Raw genomic sequence first — 19,943 nt, forward strand, 5'->3', positions numbered from 1 at the left:
GATGAGTTACGACAGCGTGCCCGGTCTTCGCGCCGAACAGGGTGGTCCGGTCCTTCGTCTGACCCTCGACCGTGCCGACAAGCGAAATGCGGTCAACGACACGATTCTCGACGCGCTCATAGGACACCTCGTCTCAGCCGGAATCGACGAGTCCGTGCGTGTCATCCGCATCGACGCCGCAGGACCGGATTTCTGCGCCGGATCGGATCTCATCTCCAACAACGCACGCTCGGAACGTAAACCGCGCGTGGGAAGTACACAGCGGCGGTTGCCAAACAAGGCCAACAGGCTGATCCCGCTCATGCTCGAAACCCAGGTGCCCATCGTGGCGGTGGTCCGAGGCTGGGCTGCGGGGCTGGGCTTCCACATCGCGTTGGCATCCGACTTCTGTGTCGCGGCCGACGACGCCCGGTTCTGGGAACCGTTCGTGGCTCGTGGCTTCACCCCGGACAGCGGTGCGGCATGGTTGCTGCCCCGCCTCATCGGCATGGTGCGGACGCGCCAGCTGCTGATGCTGGGCGAAGAGATCTCCGGAACCACCGCCGCCGAGTGGGGCATCATCCACGGCGCCCACGCTGACGACCAATTGGGCTCGACTGCAGAGAAACTGGTGGAGAAACTCGCCGGTGCCCCCACTGTGGCACTCGGACTCACCAAGTGGCTGCTGCAGAGCGGCAACGGACTGGATCTGGATCGCCACCTTCAGAACGAGGCCATGGCGCTGGAGTTGTCCAGCCGTAGTGACGATTTCAAGGAGGGGCTCGCTGCCTTCCGGGACCGACGCGACGCGAAGTTCCAGGGACGATGACGACGTTATCGATCACCGAGGCCACCACCGCCGACGACGCTGTCGCGGAGGTCCAGCGGTGGGTCGATACCGAGGTGCCCGCGCGGTGGCTATCGGCGGCCGCCGAGGGGGCGGATGCCCTGAGGGCGGTTCGCAGCAAGGCGGATTACCGCCAGTGGTACCCGACCTTTGCGGCATCGGGTCTCGTCGTGCCGACCTGGGCACCCGAGCACGGCGGTCTTGGTGTCGGCAATGAGGTGGCGCGGGCGATCGACCGGGTCTTGAGGCCGTTGCGACTCACCAGACTGAACCCGTTGGGGCTCAACAACACCGCCGCAGCGCTGTTCAGCCACGGCACCGAGGATCAGCGGCTACGGTTCCTGCCGCCGATCGTCCGCAACGAAGAGAAATGGTGCCAGTTGTTCAGTGAGCCGGGCGCGGGCTCCGACCTCGCCTCACTCGCGACGCGAGCCGTGCGCGACGGCGACGACTGGGTGATCACCGGGCAGAAGGTGTGGACGACGTGGGCCGATGAGGCCGACTTCGCGATCCTGCTCGCACGCACCGACCCTGAAGCGCCGAAGCACAAGGGCATCACCTATTTCCTGCTCGACATGCACCAACCTGGTGTCGAGGTGCGGCCCCTCCGGCAGATCACCGGGGAGGCGGAGTTCAACGAGGTCTTCATCGACAATGCTCGGATCCCCGATGCGCACCGGGTGGGTGAGATCAACGACGGCTGGCGGGTCAGCGCGTCAACGCTGTCGAGCGAACGCCAGATGGTATCTGGGTCAGGCTCCGGTGGTATGGGACGCCTCGGCGGTTCCAGTGCCCACCGACTGATCACCCTCGCCAAGGAAAAAGGCAAGTGGGCTGACCCCTTCGTGCGCAACAAGGTCATGCGGTTGTGGGCTCAGGAGCAGATTCGGGGGTGGACCAATGACCGTGTACGCGCGGCGCTTTCGGCCGGCCAGTCCCCCGGCGCCGCGTCGTCGATCGGAAAAGTCCACCAGGCCACGCTCAATCAGCAGATTCAGGACCTGATGGTCGACCTGCTCGGAACCGACGCGATCGCCTGGTCGGCAACCGAAGATCAAGATGCGCTTCCCCGCGATGTCCAGGGCATGATGCGCAGCCTCGCCAACGGGACCGAGGGTGGCACGACCGATATCAACAAGAACATTCTCGGCGAACGCGTCCTCGGATTACCCAAGGAGCCGGATCCGTGGAAGGGCAAGCCTTGGAAGGAAATTCCGCGCTCGTGAGTACGTATGAGCGCCTCGTCGTCGAGAGATCAGATGGCATTGGCTGGCTGATACTGAACCGGCCGGACGCCGGAAACGCGTTCGATGCCTTGATGCTGGACGAACTGGAAGCTGCGTGGGCGGACCTCGACGCCGACCCCGATGTACGCGTGATCGTGAACACCGCGAACGGGAGGGCTTTCTGCACCGGTATGGACGTGGTGCAGGTCGCGCGTGATAAGTCGGCGATGCGCAAGCACTCCCGCCGGACACGTGATGCCCAACTGAAGATCTCGTCCTGGCACTGCGGGGTCTGGAAGCCGGTGATCGCCGCCGTCAACGGTGTATGCGCGGGCGGTGGTCTGCATCTGGTGGCCGACGCGGACATCGTGATTGCCGCCGAATCGGCGTCGTTCGTCGACCCCCACGTCTCTGTGGGCCAGGCCGTGGCATACGAGGCGATCACGCTGTTGCGCAAATCCCCGATGGAGGCCATTACCCGCATGACCCTCAGCGGTAAGGGTGAGCGCATCTCCGCCCGGCGTGCATACGAGCTCGGTATTGTGTCGGAAATCGTTGCACCGGAAGAACTCACGGCTGCCGCCGGGCGGTTGGCCGGCGCCGTGGCCGCCAATTCACCGAACGCGATGCGCGCCACCAAAAAGGCCTTATGGCGTTCGCTCGAAGTAGGCCTCTCCCAAGCCAAGCGTGAGGCCAGCGACGAGATCTGGCGGTTGCGCAACCACCCTGACCACGCCGAGGGTGTTCGGGCCTGGCGTGAGAAGCGAGCCGCGCACTGGCAGCCGCTGGAGGCGTCATGACGTACGAGCGGCTCATCGTCGAGCGTCGAGGACCGGTGGGCTGGATCATCAACAACCGCCCCGATCGCTTGAACGCCTACGACGTCGTGATGCGCGAGGAGTTCCCGAAGGCCTGGGCGGAATTGGATGCCGACCCCGACGTCCGCGTCATCGTGCACACGGGAAACGGCCGGGCATTCCAGGTCGGTGCCGACGTGGAGGAACTCGACGGCGAGGCCGTACTGCAGTTCCAGGAGACCATGCGCACGCTCGACCTGAAGCTCACAGGATGGCACTGCAATGTCGGCAAGCCGGTCATCACCGCGGTCAACGGTGTGTGCGCGGGCGGCGGGCTGCACTGGGTCGCCGACGCTGATGTCGTCATCGCGTCGTCTGACGCCACGTTCGTCGACCCCCACGTCTCGATCGGTCAGGTCAGTGCTCTGGAGACCATCGCCCTGATGCGAAAGATGCCCGCCGAGGCGGTGCTGCGGATGGCGCTCGTCGGAAGCCACGAACGACTCACGGCACAGCGCGCCTACGAGCTAGGCATGATCAGCCAGGTCGTCGACCCGCCCGAGAAGCTGCGTGAGGTTGCGCAGGAACTGGCCGAGAAGATCGCCAGAAATTCCCCAGCCGCCATGCGTGCCACCAAACGCGCGTTGTGGGGGGCGTTGGAATACGGACTGACCGACGCGTGCCGCGAGGGCGCGAAGCACCTCACATCGATGTGGGGCCACCCCGACCAGAACGAGGGCCCGCTCGCGTTCGCCGACAAGCGGACACCGGATTGGCAACCGCTGGAGCGTGATTCATGAGCCTGACGGATCTGCTTGACGGACTGCCCGAAATCGCCGTCCACACGGTGGCCTCCGATGTCCCGCGCGCCGACCTCGCAGCAAGCGCACACCGGCTAGGTGCTCTGCTCACCGACAGCGGCCTCGAGACCGGCCAGGTCGTGGCGGCGATGCTGCCCAACGAGGCCACGACCATTGCCGCGCTGTTCGGGACATGGCTGGCCGGCGGCGTGTACACCCCGCTTAACCCCAGGGCGGCCGATGCCGAACTCGCCACCCAACTACAGACACTGCGACCTGTTGTGATCATCACGACGCCTGATCTCGCGCATCGCTTTTCGCGCTTCGCTCTTCCGGTTGCCACGGGTGCCGATCTGGCGTGGACACTCGCACCGTCATCGGAGCGACCCGACGAGCCCAGGCAGTACGACTCGGACGTGGCGCTTTTGCAGTTCACGTCGGGCACGACCGGCCCGCCCAAGCCGGTACCGCTTCGGCACGCGACGGTCCTCGACCTGATCGACCGACTGCTGGCCAAGCTGCGCGGCAACAAGCAGCCGTCTGCGAAAGCGAACCGGCCCCCGATGCCGAATCTGGTTCCACTGTCACTGTCGTTGTGGGCGGGCATCTACCAAGTGCTTTTTGCGTTCCGCGCGGGCTCGGGCGTCGTGCTCATGGACCGCTTCTCCCCCAAGGATTTCGCTGCCCTGGTCAAGCAACATCAATTGCGTTCGACGGTGCTTCCCCCTGCCGCGCTCACGATGGTGTTGCACGACGACTCGGTGAGCGACCTGGCACCTTTGAAGATCGTTCGGTCCATCACGGCGCCGCTATCGCCGGTGCAAGCCGCGCGGTTCCGGGACAAGTTCGGCGTGATCGTGCTCAACTCCTACGGTCAGACCGAGCTCGGCGGCGAGGTCGTCGGGTGGTCTGCCGCGGACGCGCGCGAGTGGGGAGAGGCGAAGCTCGGTTCGGTCGGCCGGCCATTGCCCGGGATCGACGTGACGATCGCCGACGACGAGGTCATGGTCCGTACTCCGACGACGGCGGCCCGCAACATCGATGCCGCGTTCCTGGACAGGCTGACCGATGACGGCTGGTTTCACACCGGTGACCTGGGTTGGTTCGACGACGACGGTTTCCTGTGGCTCGACGGCAGGGTCTCGGACATGATCAACCGCGGCGGACTCAAGATCTTTCCCGGCACCGTCGAGGACGTCCTGCTGGCTGCCGACGGTGTCCGGGAAGCCGCGGTCGTGGGTGTGCCCGATGAGCGGCTCGGTGAGGTTCCATGGGCTTTCGTTGTGCGCGATGACGAAGCGGTTTCCGAGGACGGACTGCTGGCGTGGTGCCGCGAGCGGTTGACGCCCTACCGCGTACCCGCTCGAATCGTGTTCATCGAGCAGTTGCCTCGCAATGACGTCGGCAAGGTCGTCAAACGCGACCTCACCGCGGTGACAACGGCCTGAGCTCAATCGGGTCTGGCGCCGGGCCACCGCTGATAGGCCAGACCCCACGGATCGGCGTATATTCCCGGCTGTCCCCGGTAAGGGGTCCGGCGTCTCAGCACGACTCGCGCGATCGGCGAAAGCGCCGTCAAGAGGTATCGCAAGGCACCGATCCTGGTGCGAATCTCTGCAAGCATGTCCGGCCACGAGTGGTGCTGGAAATCGAGGACCTCCTGCGCACGCGCAGTGTCCATCCAATCGCAGACGAACCATGCGGAGTCGTCATTCGGGTTGCCCGCCCTGCCTCGCGGATAGACGTTTCTCAACCCCATCGCTTCCGCCACGGCTGGGCCCATGTCACCCTGCAATTGGCGGTGGGATTCGTCTCCCCCGATCATCAGCACCTCCCTCGACACGTCTGCGCTGACGGCCGCAGCGAAGGCCGCGGCGACATCACGGACGTCGACCGTGTTGATACGACCATCGGAGGGCGAGGACCACTCCAGAAACATCACGTCGGCGCTGACCGGTAAGGAACGCACATCGGTGCTGACGACCGCGCCCAGTCGCAAGATCAGCCAGTCGAGACTCGACTGGCGCACGACGCCCTCGGCCGCCAGCTTCTGAGCACCGTAGGAGTCGACGGGATTCAGCGGTGAATCAGCCGTCAGGATGCGATTGTGGTGCGGATTGCGCGAGCCGTGCACTGCCACGCTGGAGGCATGCACGAATCGCGGGCGCTGCGAAAGCTGCTCTGCCACCTCGACCAGGAGTCTGCTGGCGTCGACGTTGACCTTCCGCGACAGTTTCGCGTTGAGGTACGTGGCGGCGGGTATGACCGCCGCCAGATGGACGATCGCTGCCGGCGCCACATCGGCCAATAAGCTGGCTACCTGGTCCCTCTGGGTGAGATCCGCCCAGCGCACGTCGACTCCCGATGGCAGGCGACGTGCCGCCTTCCGATTGGCGGGAGTGTCGATATCGGTGGGAACTACCGTGTCGCCCTGTTCGTGGAGTCGTGCGACGGTCTGCGTCCCGACGTAACCCAGCGCCCCCGTGACCAGGACCGTGCTCACCTGACGCCTCCCGCCACGGAAATGTTTGTTCTCGATTTCGAGAGCGATGTTATCAATGTGCCGCCGCAGACTCTTCGGCCGGTGATACTTCCAACCATGGCGGACAAAGTCATCGTGATCGGCACAGTCGGGGGTGTGGCGAGCGCACTTGCCGACGGGCTCGGCGCCGCATTGGGCGAACCCGACACTCTGTCCGCGTCCGACGTCAATTCGGTTGTGATCACTGTCGGCACCGAACCGGCGCCGCGCCTTCAGGACACCGCGGCGGTGAGTTCGGCCGAATGGGACATCCGTGTGGGCGAGACCATGTGGAAAGCCCTCGTCACACTGCAATCAGCCCATTCCGCGCTAGCGAGCCGAGGTGGCCGCATCGTCCTCGTCGTGCCGACGGTAGGGATTGCCGGAGCGGCCGGCCTCGTGCCGTACACCACAGCCGTCGAGGGAATCCGCGCCATGGCCAAATCGGCCGCGCGTCAGTGGGGTCGCGACGGCGTCGTGGTGAACCTCATCGCTGCGCCGATACGAGTCTTCGCCGAGGCCCTGTCTGAATCCGAGGGCCACCTGACGAACGCAGCTGTGGCGGACGACCCCACCCTCGTTCATTCGCTCGTCGAGACCGCGAAGTTTCTGCTACGCAGCGATGTCGCGCATGTCGCCGGTGCGACAGTCGTCGTCGACGGAGGGTCGGTGATGTTGCCGTGAGTCTCGACGGTCACACCGTTTTGGTGACCGGGTCAGGCGCAGGGGTGGGACGCGGTATCGCGATGGCCCTGGGGACTGCAGGCGCACACGTGATCGTGGCCTCGCGCTCCGATACCGGTGTCGCAGCCGAGATCGTGTCCATGGGACACCGCGCCACCTGGACCCGCTGCGACGTCACCGCGCCTGACGACGTCGCTGCGGCGGTCGACACAGCGCTGTCATCCAGCGGACGGCTGGATGCGGTGGTGCACAACGCGACGAGCAATAGGTCCAGCCAGCCGCATCAACTGGCCGACGTGGACCGGCAGCTGTTCGACGACCACTACTCCGTGTCGGTCGGCGGGGCACGCCACTGCGCGGCCGCGGCATTCGATGCGCTCAAGGCTCGTGGTGGCACATTCCTGGTGTTCACCTCACCGGCGGGCATCGAAGGCAGCGCGACGCTGCCGCTCTACGCCACCATGAAGGGCGCGCTCCGGGGTTTCGCCAAGAGCCTCGCACGTGAGTGGGCACCCCATGCGATCACCGTCAATGTGGTTTCACCGCTTGCTTATTCACCGGCGATGACGGCCGCGATCGAAGCGGATCCCGCGATGGAGGAGCGTTTGTCCCGCAGAGTCCCGCTCGGCCGGATCGGCGATCCGGAGCGCGATATCGGGTCGGCCATCGCCTTCCTCGTGGGACCCTCCTCGCGATACATCACCGGTCAGACCCTTGGTGTCGACGGTGGGCACTTCATGAATCTCTGACCCAGTATTCAACGGATACCACCGTTTGCTATGTTGAGAATCAACATTCTCAAGCATGTTGGAGGCGCTGGTGACCGAGGGAAGAGCATTCGAGGTCTGGGATGCCGACAATCACATGTACGAGACCATCGACGCGTACACCCGCTACCTGCCGGAGAAGTACTCCGAGGCGCTGAAGTTCATCGACGTCAAGGGTCGTAAAAAGCTGCAGATCCTCGGCACGATCACCGAGACGATCCCCAATCCGACGTACGAGGTGATTCCCACACCTGGGGCATGGGCCGACTACTTCCGGGGCATAAATCCCGAGGGCAAGACGCTGCGCGAGCTGGCCGAGCCCATCCGCTGTCCCGACGAGTTCCGCCGTCCCGACCTGCGCCTGGCGTTGATGGACCGCCAGGGGGTCGACGGCGCCGTGATGTTCCCGACCACGGCGGGCATGCTGGAGGAGCGAATCAAGTCCGACACCGAGCTGACTCACGCCGTCACCCATGCCTTCAACCGGTGGCTGCTCGACGACTGGACCTTCAACTATCACAACCGGATTTTCCCAGTGCCGGCGATCTCGCTGAACGATCCCGCACTCGGCGTGCAGGAGCTCGAATGGTGTCTGGAGAACGGCGCCAGAACGGTTCTGATCCGACCGGCACCCGTCCCGCGAGCGGACGGCACCTCCCGTTCGGCAGCATTGCCCGAATTCGACGACTTCTGGCGGCTGGTCGAGTCGTCGGGCATCTCGGTACAGATGCACAATTCGGACTCCGGCTATGAGCGCTACATCGACGACTGGGAGGACGCTGCGGAGTTCAACGGATTCGCGCTGAGCAAGCTGCGGGGTTTCATCTACGAGGAGAGCCGAAATATCTTCGATACTCTCGCTGCGTTCATCGCTCACGGAGTGTTCGAGCGCTTTCCCGGAGCGCGCATCGGGGTGGTCGAGAACGGTGGCTCATGGGCGCACCGCTTGTTGGACGTCTTCGATCGCGTTTACCGCAAGAGGCCGTACGACTTCAGCGAACATCCCAGTGACGTCTTCCGCAGGCACGTCTGGATCAATCCGTTCCACGAGGAGGACATGTCCCATCTCGTCGAGCTTCTCGGCGCGGACCGCGTGATGTTCGGTTCGGATTACCCACACCCCGAAGGTCTCGCCGAACCCGTCGACTTCGTCAAGGAGCTGAGCGGCCTACCGGCTGACACCACCGCACGGGTGATGGGCGGCAATCTCAAAGAGCTGATCGGGATCTGACTCGTGCGCCGGCACCTGCCCGGGACATGTCTCACGTGCCGACCTCGGAGCGACAATGTCGCTCAACTGCGACCGTCCGTGCCTTGGTAGTTGAGCGACTTAGTCGCTCAGAGGTTGGCACCAAAGGTATATCCGCCTTGGAGACGGTGACGCTTCGAATTGGCGGCTCAATCCCCCGCCCAGGTCATCTATTGCGTATCGGGATGGTCGAGAACGGTGGCAAGTTGCCTACCGACGTGTGGTCCTCGATTGTCTGCTGACGATGGAGGGGCCCGCCAACGGACGCGAGATCAACCCAGCAGGTGCGTCGACGACTTCGGGTATCGCATTCACCGCAGCCAGCGCCGTGACGGCCACGCCCGGGTTGACCCGATCTGAGGCCGACTGCTCCATGTACAGTTCCATGCTCATACTCGGCCGGCCCTCGACACGGAAGACCATGCCGCCTTGGTCCTGTCTCGAAGGCCGTGGCCAGCGTTCCGGCCAGGGTGTCGAACTCACCGTCGCGAAATACTGAACCGCGACCGCCTTCCGCCCATCGACGACACCGGCAAGCTGCCAACGGTGCGCGCAAATCGTCCCCTCCGGGATCACGCCCAGCGCGGTCTTGAGGTCCGTTGGTGCGAGCAATGTTTCCCAGTCCAATTCGACACCGTCGAGTTCCAACCCGAGGATGTCGGCTATATAGCGCACCACGGTTTCCCAATCGTGGTTCACCTTTCCCGATGCGATTCGAGCGGGCACGTGCCCTTCCGGTTTTCCGAACCCCATCGATTCGTGCAGCACATCCCAGATCGGATAAGCCTTATCCAGGTTGATCGCGTATTCGTCCATCCGGTATGAGTCGATGGTGCCGGCACCCGCAAGTAGCGCGGTGGGGATGTTCAGACTGATGAAGCCCGGCTCCGCGCCGGTCGCGTAAAACGTCGATTTGCCCTTCGCCGCTGCGGCTTCCACGGCAGCACGCCATTCGGGTGGCGCAGCCGGCGGATAGACCATCGGTATCGTCGAGATCGTCACGACGTTGATCCCGCCCTGGAGGTAGGCGACGATGTCCGCGATAGCTTCGGCCTCGCGACGGACGGCAGTGGAACAGTACAGAATGCAGTCAGGCTCCAAAGCTAGGATGACATCGAGGTCATCGGTCGCCGCGATTCCAACATCCGCAGTGTCGACGAGTCGACCCGCGTCCACACCAACCTTGTCGGGCGTCGACACCTTGACTCCGACGAGTTCCAGCGCCGGGTCATTGATTGTCGCCCGCAGGGCCTCCCGCCCTGTCAAACCGGTTCCGACATGGACGACCCGATACGGTCGGGACGAACCCGATTCGATTGTCACTGTTCAACTCCCGCTGTGTGTCTCTACTGCCCCTTCGCGTAGGAAGTTGACGGTGTACTGCTGACTCGTCAACCCCTTCGCTTCGAGTCCGACGAGCGAAAGCAACTGCTCCCACTTGTCGGGGTCGACAAACCAGTCCCACCGCGTGACCTGGCCCTCTTCGTTGATCCAGATGTAGTCCCACTCGCGCAGTGTCAACACCGTGCCGTCGGCGAGCGTCCCCGCGTAGGTGTCGCAGGATAGAAAGCCCCAATCGCCGGCTACACATTCGAACGGACTAACCAGACGGTAGTCCGGCATGTGTTTCCACCACATACGCCACTCCGAGGTGAGCATGTCGCCGTCCGGCGCATACTCGGCCATGGCCGCGGCCACTTCATCGGAGAACATCTCCGCCGCCGTCTGGGGCACGCCGTCGTTGAAATGTGGACTCATCATCACGTAATCGGGCGCAAAGACGAACTTCTCACCAAAATTGACGTGGCGGCCACGGTCGATGGGTTTCGCATAACCCTCCCATTTCTGGAAGGCGATCTCTTCGTTCAAGGTCACGCGATCGCTGCTCATGACTTCCTCTCCACTAGACCAGCCCAACGAACGTCTTCAGGTACCGCCACGCGATCTCTGGCGGTATTCCGCCGCACAGCGGATTGATGTTGAACACCTCACCGGCCGCGAGGCGCTTTCGCGCTTCATCGACTGGCAGTATCACGTGGGACGTCGATTCGTACCGCAGTTCATCGACGGTCTTTGCGGTGGTGATATTGGCTGAAACGGTGTTGTCGGGATTCCATTCCGAGTAGGCCATCGCATCATGCAGCAAGTACTTACCGATCTCGTCCCACGCCGCGTCGACATCCTCGGCGACAAAGCAGTTGGTTGCAGCATCACGCTCGGGGATCAGCACGAACCCGGGCTCAAAGCCGTTGTCCCGACATGCTTTGTCATAAGCTTCTTGCATTCCCGGAACGCCTCCGTTGGCCAATAGGCCAAGACCGTTGCGTCCCGCGCGGCGCGCGGCGGCGAGGCTCGCCCCGCCCCAGCTCATCATCGGACCATCTGGTGTGCGCGGCTGCGGCGTCACCTTCATTCGCCGGCCCTCGTGAACGACCTCCTCACCGGCGAGCAGCCGACGCAAGAGCCCGAGCTTCTCATCGGCGAGACGGCCGCGATCGGAGAGGGAGAGACCAAAGTGGGCGTATTCCTCGGCCCGGTAGCCGATTCCGAACACGTAGGTGGCCCGGCCCGCGCTGATGTGGTCCAAGACCGCCATATCCTCTGCCAGACGGGCGGGATCGTAAAAGGGCAGCAGGATCACCAGGTTCAGCATCAGTTGCTCCGTGCGCGCGGCAATCGCCGCGCCCAGGAGCAGCGGCGACGGCAGATAACCGTCGTCAGCGCAATGATGTTCGCACAACACCGCGGCAACGCACCCGCGAGTTTCGGCCCATGCCGACATCTCGCAGGCCGCCCTGTACAGCTCCGTCGGTGGTGCACCGATCGAGGGTGCCCGCATGTCGAAACGAAGGGTGAACATTTGGACGGCTAACTCCCCGGACGTTCGTCGGTACCCATGACTTCGGTGCTCATCTGCATGATCAGTTGGACCACCTCGTTGCGTGACATGGACTTGAAGAGTTCAAAGGCCATGCGGATGTCGTCACCGGTCGCGACAGTCGGTCCGTTGCCAAGATTGGCGAACGCCTCGTCAACGACACTTGCTGCGGTGACCGCACCCTTGGGCACCTCATCGACAGATGCCAGACGCCCGCGCTCGTACTCCAACTTGCGAAGCGCAGGCGTGTCGGTCATGCCGAGGACAAGCCCGAGGACATCCACCCCCTTGTCATGCAGCTCGACCCACAACCCCTCGGTGAATACCATGTCGAAGGCCTTGGTTCCGCCGTAAGCCACCATGTTTCGGCCACCGGCCAACGCAGCCCCCGACGTGAAGTTAACGATGCCGCCGCGACCCCGCTCGACCATGGGACCGGCGAAGTGGTGACACAGCCGCATGAGTACGAGACAGTTGCGTTGCAGCAGGGATTCAGCGGCAGACACCGGGTTGGCAAGGAAGGATTGATAATTCGGATCGCCGCCTGCGCAATAGACCAACATGCCGACGTCGATATCAGCTGTGGCGTCGATGATCGTCTTAGATGCGTCAGCGTCGGTGAGGTCCACGGGCAGCGTCCTGGTCTGAGCCTTGGTGCGCGCGCGGATGCCCTCGGCCACCTCCTCGAGCACATGTTGACGACGAGCGACCAGCACCACGTTGACGCCTTCGGACGCGATTCGCTCCGCGAACAAGGCCCCGACGCCATCGGACGCGCCGACGACGATCGCCCAGGGCCCGTACTTGGTCGCGAAGTCATCGGTCATTGAGCTGACACCCCGACGAGCCGCACCGAGGTGTACGTGCGGCGCGCGATTCGCCAGCCGTCGACGGTGCGCACAGCGTAATCGTCGTAGTAGCCAACGGGATTGGCGCCCGAGCCGTCCTCGGCCAAGATCAAGGCATCGACGTACGTCCGCAGTTCGGCAGCATCACCGTCGATATCGATCGCCTGGTTGGTCATCCGGTGCATGGTGTGGGCAGCCCCGACGTGGACCGCCGCCATGAACTCGGCGACTTGAGCACCGCCGGTCCAATGGCCGACCTCGCCGTAGTCCACCTCGGCATCGGAGGTGAAAACCGTCGACAGCAGGTGGTATTGCTGTCTGTCGATTGCGGTGGCGTAGCGGATCGTCAGATCGACCAGTTCCTCGCGGTCGGTCATGCGACATCTCCGTTCGGATGGATGACGATCCGAGGGGGCCCCTCAGATCTTCGAGCCTGCTCCAGCGCATCGGGCACGTCGTCCAGCCCGATGATCCGACCGATGCTGGGCAACGGGTCGAGCCGCCCTTCGGCCACAGCATCCAGGACGCCGTACCAATCCTGCGGCATCGGTCCGCCTCCGAATTGGAGCGTCAGCCCGTTGCGGGTGGCCTCGGTGATGTCGAGGGTGTCACCGGTGTACCAGCCACCGGCGCAGTAGATCCGCGAAGAGAACTCCGCTTCCTTGACGATCGAATCGATGAGCCCTGATGCACCAACGCATTCAAAGACCACCGCCGAGCCACCCAGATGACGTTCGGCACGCACCTCGCGAAACACATCGAACACCGAGCGCTGTGCGGGGTCGACCATGACATGGGCGCCAAAGCTCGCCGCGGCCAGTTCGCGGCGATCTTCCTGGAAATCGGAGACGATGATCGGCTCGATTCCGCGGGCGGACAGCGCCGCAACCGCGGACAGGCCGATCGCCCCCGCTCCGATCACGATGGGGACTTCGCCGGGTTCGAGTCGGGAGGCGCGGACGTAGAACTCACCGACGGCGAAGGCGTCGACGACTGCGATGGCGTCGATGGACACGGATCCGTCGACGACCTTCGCCGTCGCCTCGGGCACCACGAGAAGCTCACCGAAGCTGCCCTGGGCTTCGGGATGCTGACCGATGATGCGCAGACCTCCGGCGCCTCCGTCGACCAGCCGGATCGGCATCGACGTGACACGCGAACCGATAGGAAACGCATCGCTACACCCGGGTCCGTGACCGATCACCTCACCGACGAACTCGTGCCCCATGACGATGTCGCGCTGCTCGTCGTACAGGGATCGCCCCGTCGGGTCGTCGATCGCGAGTTCTGGATGGTCCATGAAATGCACGTCGGAAGCGCAGATCGCGGTGCTGAGCGTCTTCAGCAGCAACTCACCCTGTCCGGGAACGGGATCGGCGGTTTCACGAACGTGCAGCCGGCCGCCTCTCAACACCACAGCGCGCAAGGCTTCTCGTTTCTCTATTATTCGAGATATTATTCTCGAATTACTGAGATGACGGTAGAAGCCGTCCACCGAGGAGTCAAGGTTGCGCGGAGCGGGTTCGGCACCGACTGAACGGGTTCTCGACGTCATCGAGTTGCTCAGCCACCCGGAGAACCAGCAACTGCGATTTTCGGATGTGGTTCGTGAACTCGAGCTATCCCAGGCCACCGCGCACGCAATCCTCAAGACCCTGGCCGATCGCGGGTGGATCAGTCGAGATCCTGCAGCCAAAACGTTCAGCCTCGGCCCGGCGCTGTCACTGATTGCCGGGCGTCTCGCCACTATGCGACCGGTGACCCATCTGGCGCGCGATGCGGCACGCCGGCTCGCCATCGCGGTGGACGTCCCGGCTTCGGTCATCGAGCGTGCGGGAGATGATCTCGTCATCACGGCGTTCGAGCAGCCGAAGGGCGGCGCGATCCCGGCACCGCACGAACGCATTCCGTATACCGCGCCGTTCGGCGTCGCTTTCGCGGCGTGGGACACCCCAGTCGCGCAGGGCGCGTGGATTCAGCGTGCCGCAACAGATGACGCCGATCTGATCCGGCAACTGCAGGATGTGCTGGCCCAGACCCGCAAGCGCGGCTATGACATCGACTCGATGACACCCGCACTTGCGCAGGCAGCACACGCCATCGGATCGCTGTCCGAACATGCCCTGCCTGTCAATATGCGTTCGATCATTGACCAGCTGCGGCTCGAATTCACCTCAGCGGCACTGACTTCAGATGACGATCCCCGCGCGCCTCGCCCCGTAGCCACCATTTCCGCTCCCGTCCTCGACAAGAACGGCCATATTCAACTGGTGCTCGGAATTCACCCAGTGCGGGCGATGACGATGAAAGAAATCCGTTCCGCGGCAGAGCCTCTGCTTCGCGAGATCGAATTGCTCACGGGCTAGGCGAACCGTGCACGTAGCTCGTTCTTCAGCACCTTACCGGTGAGGTTTCGCGGCAATTCGTCCACCAGCTCGAGACGCTCCGGAGATTTGTGACGGCTCAAGCCCTGTGCTGCACAGTGCTCCGCCAGTGCGCCCACTGTGACGTCACCGCCGGGCGCAGCGACGACAACGGCACAAACGCGTTCTCCCGTAAGAGAATCGGGCACACCGATCACAGCGACGTCTGCGACCGCCGGATGCTTCGCCAGCACTCCCTCGACCTCCAGTGCCGAGATGTTCTCCGCATTGCGAATGATGGCGTCCTTGATCCGGCCCGTCACGACAACGTTGCCGTCGGGGTCGATGCGCCCCCGGTCGCCGCTGCGGAACCACCCGTCGGCGTCGAACGCATCGGCGTTCAGGGTCTCATCGACGTAACCCAGAAAGCACTGCGGCCCCTTGAGTCGCAGCTCGCCTTCCTCTCCCGGGCCGACCTCGCGCTCGTTGTCATCGACGACGCGGACCGTCACCCCGGGGACTGGACGGCCGACCGTGTGGTCGAGCACTTCGGGTGGTCCGTCCGGCGGCGGCGACGTGACGACCGGAAATTCGGTCAGCCCCCACGCATTGGCCACCCCTGCAACCGAAAGCGTCTCCCGCACTTGTCGCCCCAACTCCGCGGTAATCGGCGCGCCGCCCCCGACACAACCGCGCAGATCGGGAAAGAGTGGGTCGGCGCCGTGTTCTCTTTGTGCCGCCATGAAGGCGACGAAGAACGGGGTGGCCGAGCCGAGCATCGTGGGCCGGTGTCCAGCGATCGCCTTGGGTGTGAGCACCGGATCGAACGCGTCGAACAACACCAGCCGCATGCCGGTGAGCAGGCTGGCCGCCAACATCGCCGCACCCCCGATGTGCGACACCGGGAACGCGATCGGATTGACGTCGTTACTGGAGGCACCGATCATCCCCACCACACCAGACGACCCGGCGATCACCGAACGGTCGCAATGCCGCACGCCCTTCGGCGCCGCGGTGGTGCCCGACGAGTAGTAAACCCACCGCGGCAATGTCGCCTCCGTCGGCGGCGCCGGTAGCGACGCCGGATCCCCGGCGGGAAGGCGAAGGCCAGCCGTGACCGGGGCGCCGTGATCGGCCACGATGATTGTCATCGGCTGATCTCGTGCCAGCTCGTCGGCAAGCGCGACGTGATCGAAACCGCGCCACACTCCGGGAACGATGATCACCTCGGTACCGAGTTGTGCTGTCACGAAACGGACTTCGCTCTCCCGCCAGATGGGCAGGATGGGATTCTGCACGGCCCCGAGGCGCGTCAGCGCCACCATGACCACCATCGTCTCGAGCGTGGTCGGTAGTTGCCAGGACACCACCGACCCGTCGACGATTCCGCGTTCGGCGAAAGCAGCTGCGGTACTGGCGGCCGCATCGCGCAGCTGCGCGTTCGTCAAGCTGCGACCGAAGTCATCGACGAGAACGATGCGCTCGGGGTGTGTCGCAGCCGCTTCTTCGACCAGGCTCCAGTACGTTCCGGACATCAGCGCATAGGCAGCAAGAGCCGCCGTTTGGCCAGAATATTGCGCATCATTTCATTGCTTCCGCCGGACACCGTATACGCACGCGACCACAACCAGCATTCTCGCAGACGCTGCTTCGCCTCCTCGACGCTCGGATCGGCTGCCACGGTACAGACCATCGGCGCGAGTTCGGCACCGTATGCCGAAACTCGGTGGTACGTCTCGGCAAAGCTCAGCTTGGCGATGGAGCCATCGCCCGGTTGCTCGGCCCCGACGGTGAGACGTTCGACATGGTCGTCGATGAACGACTTCGCCACCTCGACCTCGACGGCCAATTCGGCCACCTTCTGGCGGATGTCCTCATGCTCGAAGGCCGGCCTCCCGTCCAGCGCGGCGTGGCGCACCACCGTGACGAGATCGTCGATCAGCAGCTCAAGCAGGATCACGTTTCCGCCGATCCCGAAACGTTCGAAGTCCAGTCCCGCCATGATGATCGACCACCCTTGGCCGACTTCACCGATCAGGCTGTCTGCAGGCAGCGTGACACCGTCGAGAAAGACCTCGTTCACCTCGATCGCCTCGTTGATCGTCCGGATCGGACGGACCTCGACGCCGACCGCTGACAACGGGACGACAAATGCGGACAAGCCGTGGTGACGCGTCGATGTAGGGTCAGTCCGGACGAGGGCAAGACCCATATCCGCCCAGTGCCCGTCGGTGATCCACGTCTTCTGGCCGTCGATGACCCACGTTTCGTCGTCCTGCTGCACTCCCCTGGTCCGGACATTGGCGATGTCGCTGCCGGCGTCGGGCTCACTGAGCAACTGACACCACACATGTTCGCTACGCCGGATCGGCGGGAGCAGCGTTCTCTTCTGCTCGTCGGACCCGAAGTGCAGTAGCACATGAGCCGCGAGGTTGACCTGGTCGACCGGACGCGGTGCGCGGGCGCGCAGGATCTCTTCACTGAGGACGCGGTCATGCAGCGGATGGTGGTCGGCGCGTCCACCGTGCTCGACGGGCCAGTCGGCGCCGACGAAGCCGGCGTCGAACAGTGTGGCGAACCATCTGCGCAGTTGTGCTTCCTGCTCGGCATTTTCGGGCGCGCGTCGCCCCTCTCTGGCGTCGAACGGTGGTGCGTGGTCAGCGATGTGCGCCCTGACCCTGTCTCTGAATTCGGCCAGCTGCGCATCGCTTGGCCTGGCGCCTGGGGCACTCACCAGCCGGCCTCGTCGGCGAGCAGTGCGCGACTGGCACGAGCAGTTCCGAGCAGATAGGCGTTGGTGAACACCCGGCGCAGTTCGTGATGCAAGGGGTACTCCCAGGTGAATCCGATGCCGCCCGACAGTTGCATGCACTCGTCGACGGCGGCGGTTGCCTTTGCGGTGACGAAGGCGTGGGCTGCGGTGGACAACGCGACAGCGTCCGCCGCGGCGTCCTCGGAGAGCAATGCTCGGGCGGCTTTCATGATGACTGCTCGCGCTTTGGCTTCGAACACCAGCAGATCGACCAACCGGTGTTGCACCGCTTGGAAACTGGCGATCGGCACTCCGAACGCGATGCGTTCTTTGAGGTAGGAGACGAGTCGCTCGAAGGTGGCCGAGAACGCTCCCAGCGAGTCGGCGCTCAGCAGGATCCTGGCCATCGCGAGCAATTGGTCCGCCCGCTCGGGCCCTCCGATCAGCACGCTGTCCGCCGCGGAGACGTCGACTCGCCATGCTGCACGGTCGATGTCCAACAGCTCGTCGTCGAGACTTCGCGTCATCGCGTCGGATAGCTCGAACAGGTGGACGCCATTGCGCCCCAGCGTGACCAGAATGTCGATCGCGTCGCCGGATGCGACCCTGACGGTGTCACCGGACAGCGCGCAGCCTGCGCTCGCGGTTCCGTCGAGCATGGCGGGCAGCCACCGGTCACGCACATCGTCCGGTGCGGACGCGAACGCCGCCGCAGCCAGCACACAACCGAACCACGTCGATGAGTTCTGCACGCGACCGAGTTCCTCGGCAATCACGGTTGCCTCAACCGGACGCCATCCGCTGCCACCGAGGTTCTCCTCGACGAGCAGACCGGTCCAGTCCATCGCCGCGAGCTCCTTGACGGAGTCCTGCACAACCCTTCCGGTCAGGAATTCATGCGCTGACTCCCGCAACAAATCGAGGTCGACATCCGCCGAGCCCTCGTCAGCCATACCGCGGCTAGCCCCGACTCAGCAGGTGATCGGCGTTGTCGCGCATGATCCGCTTCTTGGCGGCGTCGTCGAGCGGATCGAGCAGCTTGACGAAGTCAGCCGGTTCGGCCAGACCCTCGGCGTGGGGATAATCCGAGCCCATCACGAGACAGTCGTCGTAACCCATGGCTGCGACGATCGCCGGGATGTCGTCCTCGGGATATGGCACCACCCGAACGTGCTCCCGGAAGATCGTCGAGGGACGTTCTGTGAGTTTCCCGCCGATCCACGGACCATTTCGGCCCATGCCCCGACTCTTGTCCATGTGCTTGGTGAAGAACGGCACCCATTCGGCGCCGTGTTCGGCAACAAGCACATTCAGCCCCGGGAAGCGGCCGAACAAGTTGTCGAAGATGAGCGCCGAAAGAGTGTCTTCGATCGGACGCTGGCCGTAAATGTTCATCCACTGCCACGCCGACATGTGCCATGAGGCCGGATCGGCACTGTGCCCCCATGCAGGTGAAATCGCATCGAAGTACCAGAACGGCATGATGTGGAACACCAGAACGCAGCCGGCCTCCTCCAGGCGAGAGTAGATCGGATCGAAGTACGGGTCGCCGGGGGAACGACCGTACGCCGGCCCGGTTGGCAGCAGGACGAACTTCGCACCCTGCGCGATGAGCGCCTCCGTTTCGGCGACAGCGGAGTCCAGGTCGCGGAGCGAAAGCAGCCCTGTGGCGTAGAGCCGATCCTCGTGATTGAAGCCCCACTCCTCGTCGAACCACCGATTGAACGACCTGAGGTTCGCATACAGCGCGGCGGTGTCGTCGACATAGTGCTCCGCGGCAAGTGCCATCCCGCTCGGATAGATGACCATCCGCTCGACGTTCTGCTTCTCCATCACCGCAATGCGTGCCGAGCGCTCGATGTACTCGGGTTGCATGGGCTGCGGTTCATACGATTCCTCGGGATTACCCGATCCCATCTGCTTGAGCATCTCTTTCAGCGATCCCGGACGGTACGCGACGTCGAGCCCCAAACCCCCCTCGCTGTTGAATGTCGCGACGCGACGCCCGGCAAGGATCACCTCGACGCCGTCTGCTCCGCGCACCGTGGTGATCGCCCGATCGTGAAATTCCTTGGGAAGGTGGCGGGTAAACGCATCTCGCGTCTCATAGCAGTGCGTGTCGCAATCGAAGATCCCGTAGTCGAGTCTCGTCGTCATCGCGCTCCTCCTTCGTGCGAGAATGCATATTCTCTCATTTAGAAAAAGATACTATCCTCGTCCGGGAATGCCCAT

20 protein-coding genes are annotated in these 19,943 nt (G+C 63.9%); 9 read left to right on the forward strand and 11 right to left on the reverse strand.

What is annotated here, in order from left to right:
- Position 1 precedes the first annotated feature (1 nt).
- From G6N36_RS10300 to G6N36_RS10320, 5 genes are read left to right on the forward strand one after another with little or no spacing between them, the layout of a single operon-like run.
- On the forward strand, positions 2-808 hold the full coding sequence (locus G6N36_RS10300) for an enoyl-CoA hydratase/isomerase family protein (protein ID WP_163686425.1): 807 nt from the start codon (positions 2-4) through the stop codon (positions 806-808).
- The gene (locus G6N36_RS10305; RefSeq protein WP_163686426.1) at positions 805-2,052 is read left to right on the forward strand and encodes an acyl-CoA dehydrogenase family protein; all 1,248 of its coding nucleotides are present in this window, start codon (positions 805-807) and stop codon (positions 2,050-2,052) included. Before G6N36_RS10300 ends, G6N36_RS10305 begins: the two co-directional genes overlap by 4 nt.
- Positions 2,049-2,852 (forward strand): enoyl-CoA hydratase/isomerase family protein, encoded by an 804-nt coding sequence (locus tag G6N36_RS10310; protein WP_163686427.1) that lies wholly within the window; start codon positions 2,049-2,051, stop codon positions 2,850-2,852. Before G6N36_RS10305 ends, G6N36_RS10310 begins: the two co-directional genes overlap by 4 nt.
- On the forward strand, positions 2,849-3,649 hold the full coding sequence (locus G6N36_RS10315; protein ID WP_163686428.1) for an enoyl-CoA hydratase/isomerase family protein: 801 nt from the start codon (positions 2,849-2,851) through the stop codon (positions 3,647-3,649). Before G6N36_RS10310 ends, G6N36_RS10315 begins: the two co-directional genes overlap by 4 nt.
- Entirely contained in the window at positions 3,646-5,097 is a 1,452-nt protein-coding gene (locus G6N36_RS10320) for a class I adenylate-forming enzyme family protein (RefSeq protein ID WP_163686429.1), read from the forward strand. Before G6N36_RS10315 ends, G6N36_RS10320 begins: the two co-directional genes overlap by 4 nt.
- Before the next feature lie 2 nt (positions 5,098-5,099).
- Here G6N36_RS10320 and G6N36_RS10325 read toward each other — a convergent pair whose 3' ends face one another.
- Positions 5,100-6,152 (reverse strand): NAD-dependent epimerase/dehydratase family protein, encoded by a 1,053-nt coding sequence (locus tag G6N36_RS10325; protein ID WP_163686430.1) that lies wholly within the window; start codon positions 6,150-6,152, stop codon positions 5,100-5,102.
- 96 nt (positions 6,153-6,248) lie between these two features.
- Between G6N36_RS10325 and G6N36_RS10330 the strand changes: the two genes are divergently transcribed.
- Genes G6N36_RS10330 through G6N36_RS10340 form a run of 3 tightly spaced genes read left to right on the forward strand, consistent with a single transcriptional unit; the run spans position 6,249 to position 8,852 of the window.
- The gene (locus tag G6N36_RS10330; RefSeq protein ID WP_163686431.1) at positions 6,249-6,854 is read left to right on the forward strand and encodes an SDR family oxidoreductase; all 606 of its coding nucleotides are present in this window, start codon (positions 6,249-6,251) and stop codon (positions 6,852-6,854) included.
- Positions 6,851-7,603, forward strand: a complete 753-nt coding sequence (locus G6N36_RS10335) for an SDR family NAD(P)-dependent oxidoreductase (protein ID WP_163686432.1) — start codon at positions 6,851-6,853, stop codon at positions 7,601-7,603. The genes G6N36_RS10330 and G6N36_RS10335 overlap by 4 nt, the downstream gene beginning before the upstream one ends.
- Positions 7,604-7,658: 55 nt before the next feature.
- On the forward strand, positions 7,659-8,852 hold the full coding sequence (locus tag G6N36_RS10340) for an amidohydrolase family protein (protein WP_163686433.1): 1,194 nt from the start codon (positions 7,659-7,661) through the stop codon (positions 8,850-8,852).
- A gap of 228 nt (positions 8,853-9,080) precedes the next feature.
- On the opposite strand, the gene G6N36_RS10345 is transcribed toward G6N36_RS10340, so the two are convergent.
- The 6 genes from G6N36_RS10345 to G6N36_RS10370 form a co-directional block, all read right to left on the reverse strand.
- The gene (locus tag G6N36_RS10345) at positions 9,081-10,007 is read right to left on the reverse strand and encodes a dihydrodipicolinate reductase (RefSeq protein ID WP_163690588.1); all 927 of its coding nucleotides are present in this window, start codon (positions 10,005-10,007) and stop codon (positions 9,081-9,083) included.
- A 189-nt stretch (positions 10,008-10,196) separates the two neighbouring features.
- A complete protein-coding gene (locus G6N36_RS10350) occupies positions 10,197-10,760 on the reverse strand; it encodes a hypothetical protein (protein WP_163686434.1) in 564 nt (187 codons plus the stop codon).
- A gap of 13 nt (positions 10,761-10,773) precedes the next feature.
- Positions 10,774-11,730, reverse strand: coding sequence for an LLM class flavin-dependent oxidoreductase (locus G6N36_RS10355; protein ID WP_163686435.1), 957 nt, complete (start codon positions 11,728-11,730; stop codon positions 10,774-10,776).
- Between the two features lie 8 nt (positions 11,731-11,738).
- The gene (locus G6N36_RS10360) at positions 11,739-12,575 is read right to left on the reverse strand and encodes an SDR family NAD(P)-dependent oxidoreductase (RefSeq protein ID WP_163686436.1); all 837 of its coding nucleotides are present in this window, start codon (positions 12,573-12,575) and stop codon (positions 11,739-11,741) included.
- The gene (locus G6N36_RS10365) at positions 12,572-12,973 is read right to left on the reverse strand and encodes a nuclear transport factor 2 family protein (RefSeq protein WP_163686437.1); all 402 of its coding nucleotides are present in this window, start codon (positions 12,971-12,973) and stop codon (positions 12,572-12,574) included. Before G6N36_RS10365 ends, G6N36_RS10360 begins: the two co-directional genes overlap by 4 nt.
- Positions 12,970-14,013, reverse strand: a complete 1,044-nt coding sequence (locus G6N36_RS10370) for a zinc-binding dehydrogenase (RefSeq protein WP_163690589.1) — start codon at positions 14,011-14,013, stop codon at positions 12,970-12,972. Before G6N36_RS10370 ends, G6N36_RS10365 begins: the two co-directional genes overlap by 4 nt.
- Positions 14,014-14,104: 91 nt before the next feature.
- Between G6N36_RS10370 and G6N36_RS10375 the strand changes: the two genes are divergently transcribed.
- Positions 14,105-14,962: a helix-turn-helix domain-containing protein gene (locus G6N36_RS10375; protein ID WP_163686438.1), complete on the forward strand. Its 858-nt coding sequence runs from the start codon at positions 14,105-14,107 to the stop codon at positions 14,960-14,962.
- Here the strand turns inward: G6N36_RS10375 and G6N36_RS10380 are convergent.
- From G6N36_RS10380 to G6N36_RS10395, 4 genes are read right to left on the reverse strand one after another with little or no spacing between them, the layout of a single operon-like run.
- Positions 14,959-16,494 carry a class I adenylate-forming enzyme family protein gene (locus G6N36_RS10380; RefSeq protein WP_163686439.1) on the reverse strand — a complete coding sequence of 512 codons (1,536 nt, stop codon included), beginning with the start codon at positions 16,492-16,494 and terminating at the stop codon, positions 14,959-14,961. The genes G6N36_RS10375 and G6N36_RS10380 overlap by 4 nt on opposite strands.
- Positions 16,494-17,693: an acyl-CoA dehydrogenase family protein gene (locus G6N36_RS10385; protein WP_163686440.1), complete on the reverse strand. Its 1,200-nt coding sequence runs from the start codon at positions 17,691-17,693 to the stop codon at positions 16,494-16,496. Before G6N36_RS10385 ends, G6N36_RS10380 begins: the two co-directional genes overlap by 1 nt.
- Positions 17,690-18,664: an acyl-CoA dehydrogenase family protein gene (locus tag G6N36_RS10390; protein ID WP_163686441.1), complete on the reverse strand. Its 975-nt coding sequence runs from the start codon at positions 18,662-18,664 to the stop codon at positions 17,690-17,692. Before G6N36_RS10390 ends, G6N36_RS10385 begins: the two co-directional genes overlap by 4 nt.
- Positions 18,665-18,671: 7 nt before the next feature.
- Positions 18,672-19,868 carry an amidohydrolase family protein gene (locus G6N36_RS10395; RefSeq protein ID WP_163686442.1) on the reverse strand — a complete coding sequence of 399 codons (1,197 nt, stop codon included), beginning with the start codon at positions 19,866-19,868 and terminating at the stop codon, positions 18,672-18,674.
- Between the last annotated feature and the right edge of the window lie 75 nt (positions 19,869-19,943).

The organism is Mycolicibacterium gadium (assembly GCF_010728925.1).
Classification (GTDB): Bacteria; Actinomycetota; Actinomycetes; order Mycobacteriales; family Mycobacteriaceae; genus Mycobacterium; species Mycobacterium gadium.

What these genes read in the sequence shown, in the direction of transcription:
- G6N36_RS10305 (WP_163686426.1), top strand. Translation starts at nt 805, where the DNA reads ATGACGACGTTATCGATCACCGAGGCCACCACCGCCGACGACGCTGTC.
- G6N36_RS10340 (WP_163686433.1), top strand. Translation starts at nt 7,659, where the DNA reads ATGTTGGAGGCGCTGGTGACCGAGGGAAGAGCATTCGAGGTCTGGGAT.
- G6N36_RS10390 (WP_163686441.1), bottom strand. Translation starts at nt 18,664, where the DNA reads ATGGCTGACGAGGGCTCGGCGGATGTCGACCTCGATTTGTTGCGGGAG.
- G6N36_RS10330 (WP_163686431.1), top strand. Translation starts at nt 6,249, where the DNA reads ATGGCGGACAAAGTCATCGTGATCGGCACAGTCGGGGGTGTGGCGAGC.
- G6N36_RS10355 (WP_163686435.1), bottom strand. Translation starts at nt 11,730, where the DNA reads ATGTTCACCCTTCGTTTCGACATGCGGGCACCCTCGATCGGTGCACCA.
- G6N36_RS10300 (WP_163686425.1), top strand. Translation starts at nt 2, where the DNA reads ATGAGTTACGACAGCGTGCCCGGTCTTCGCGCCGAACAGGGTGGTCCG.
- G6N36_RS10380 (WP_163686439.1), bottom strand. Translation starts at nt 16,494, where the DNA reads ATGTCCGGAACGTACTGGAGCCTGGTCGAAGAAGCGGCTGCGACACAC.
- G6N36_RS10315 (WP_163686428.1), top strand. Translation starts at nt 2,849, where the DNA reads ATGACGTACGAGCGGCTCATCGTCGAGCGTCGAGGACCGGTGGGCTGG.
- G6N36_RS10350 (WP_163686434.1), bottom strand. Translation starts at nt 10,760, where the DNA reads ATGAGCAGCGATCGCGTGACCTTGAACGAAGAGATCGCCTTCCAGAAA.
- G6N36_RS10365 (WP_163686437.1), bottom strand. Translation starts at nt 12,973, where the DNA reads ATGACCGACCGCGAGGAACTGGTCGATCTGACGATCCGCTACGCCACC.
- G6N36_RS10360 (WP_163686436.1), bottom strand. Translation starts at nt 12,575, where the DNA reads ATGACCGATGACTTCGCGACCAAGTACGGGCCCTGGGCGATCGTCGTC.
- G6N36_RS10320 (WP_163686429.1), top strand. Translation starts at nt 3,646, where the DNA reads ATGAGCCTGACGGATCTGCTTGACGGACTGCCCGAAATCGCCGTCCAC.
- G6N36_RS10395 (WP_163686442.1), bottom strand. Translation starts at nt 19,868, where the DNA reads ATGACGACGAGACTCGACTACGGGATCTTCGATTGCGACACGCACTGC.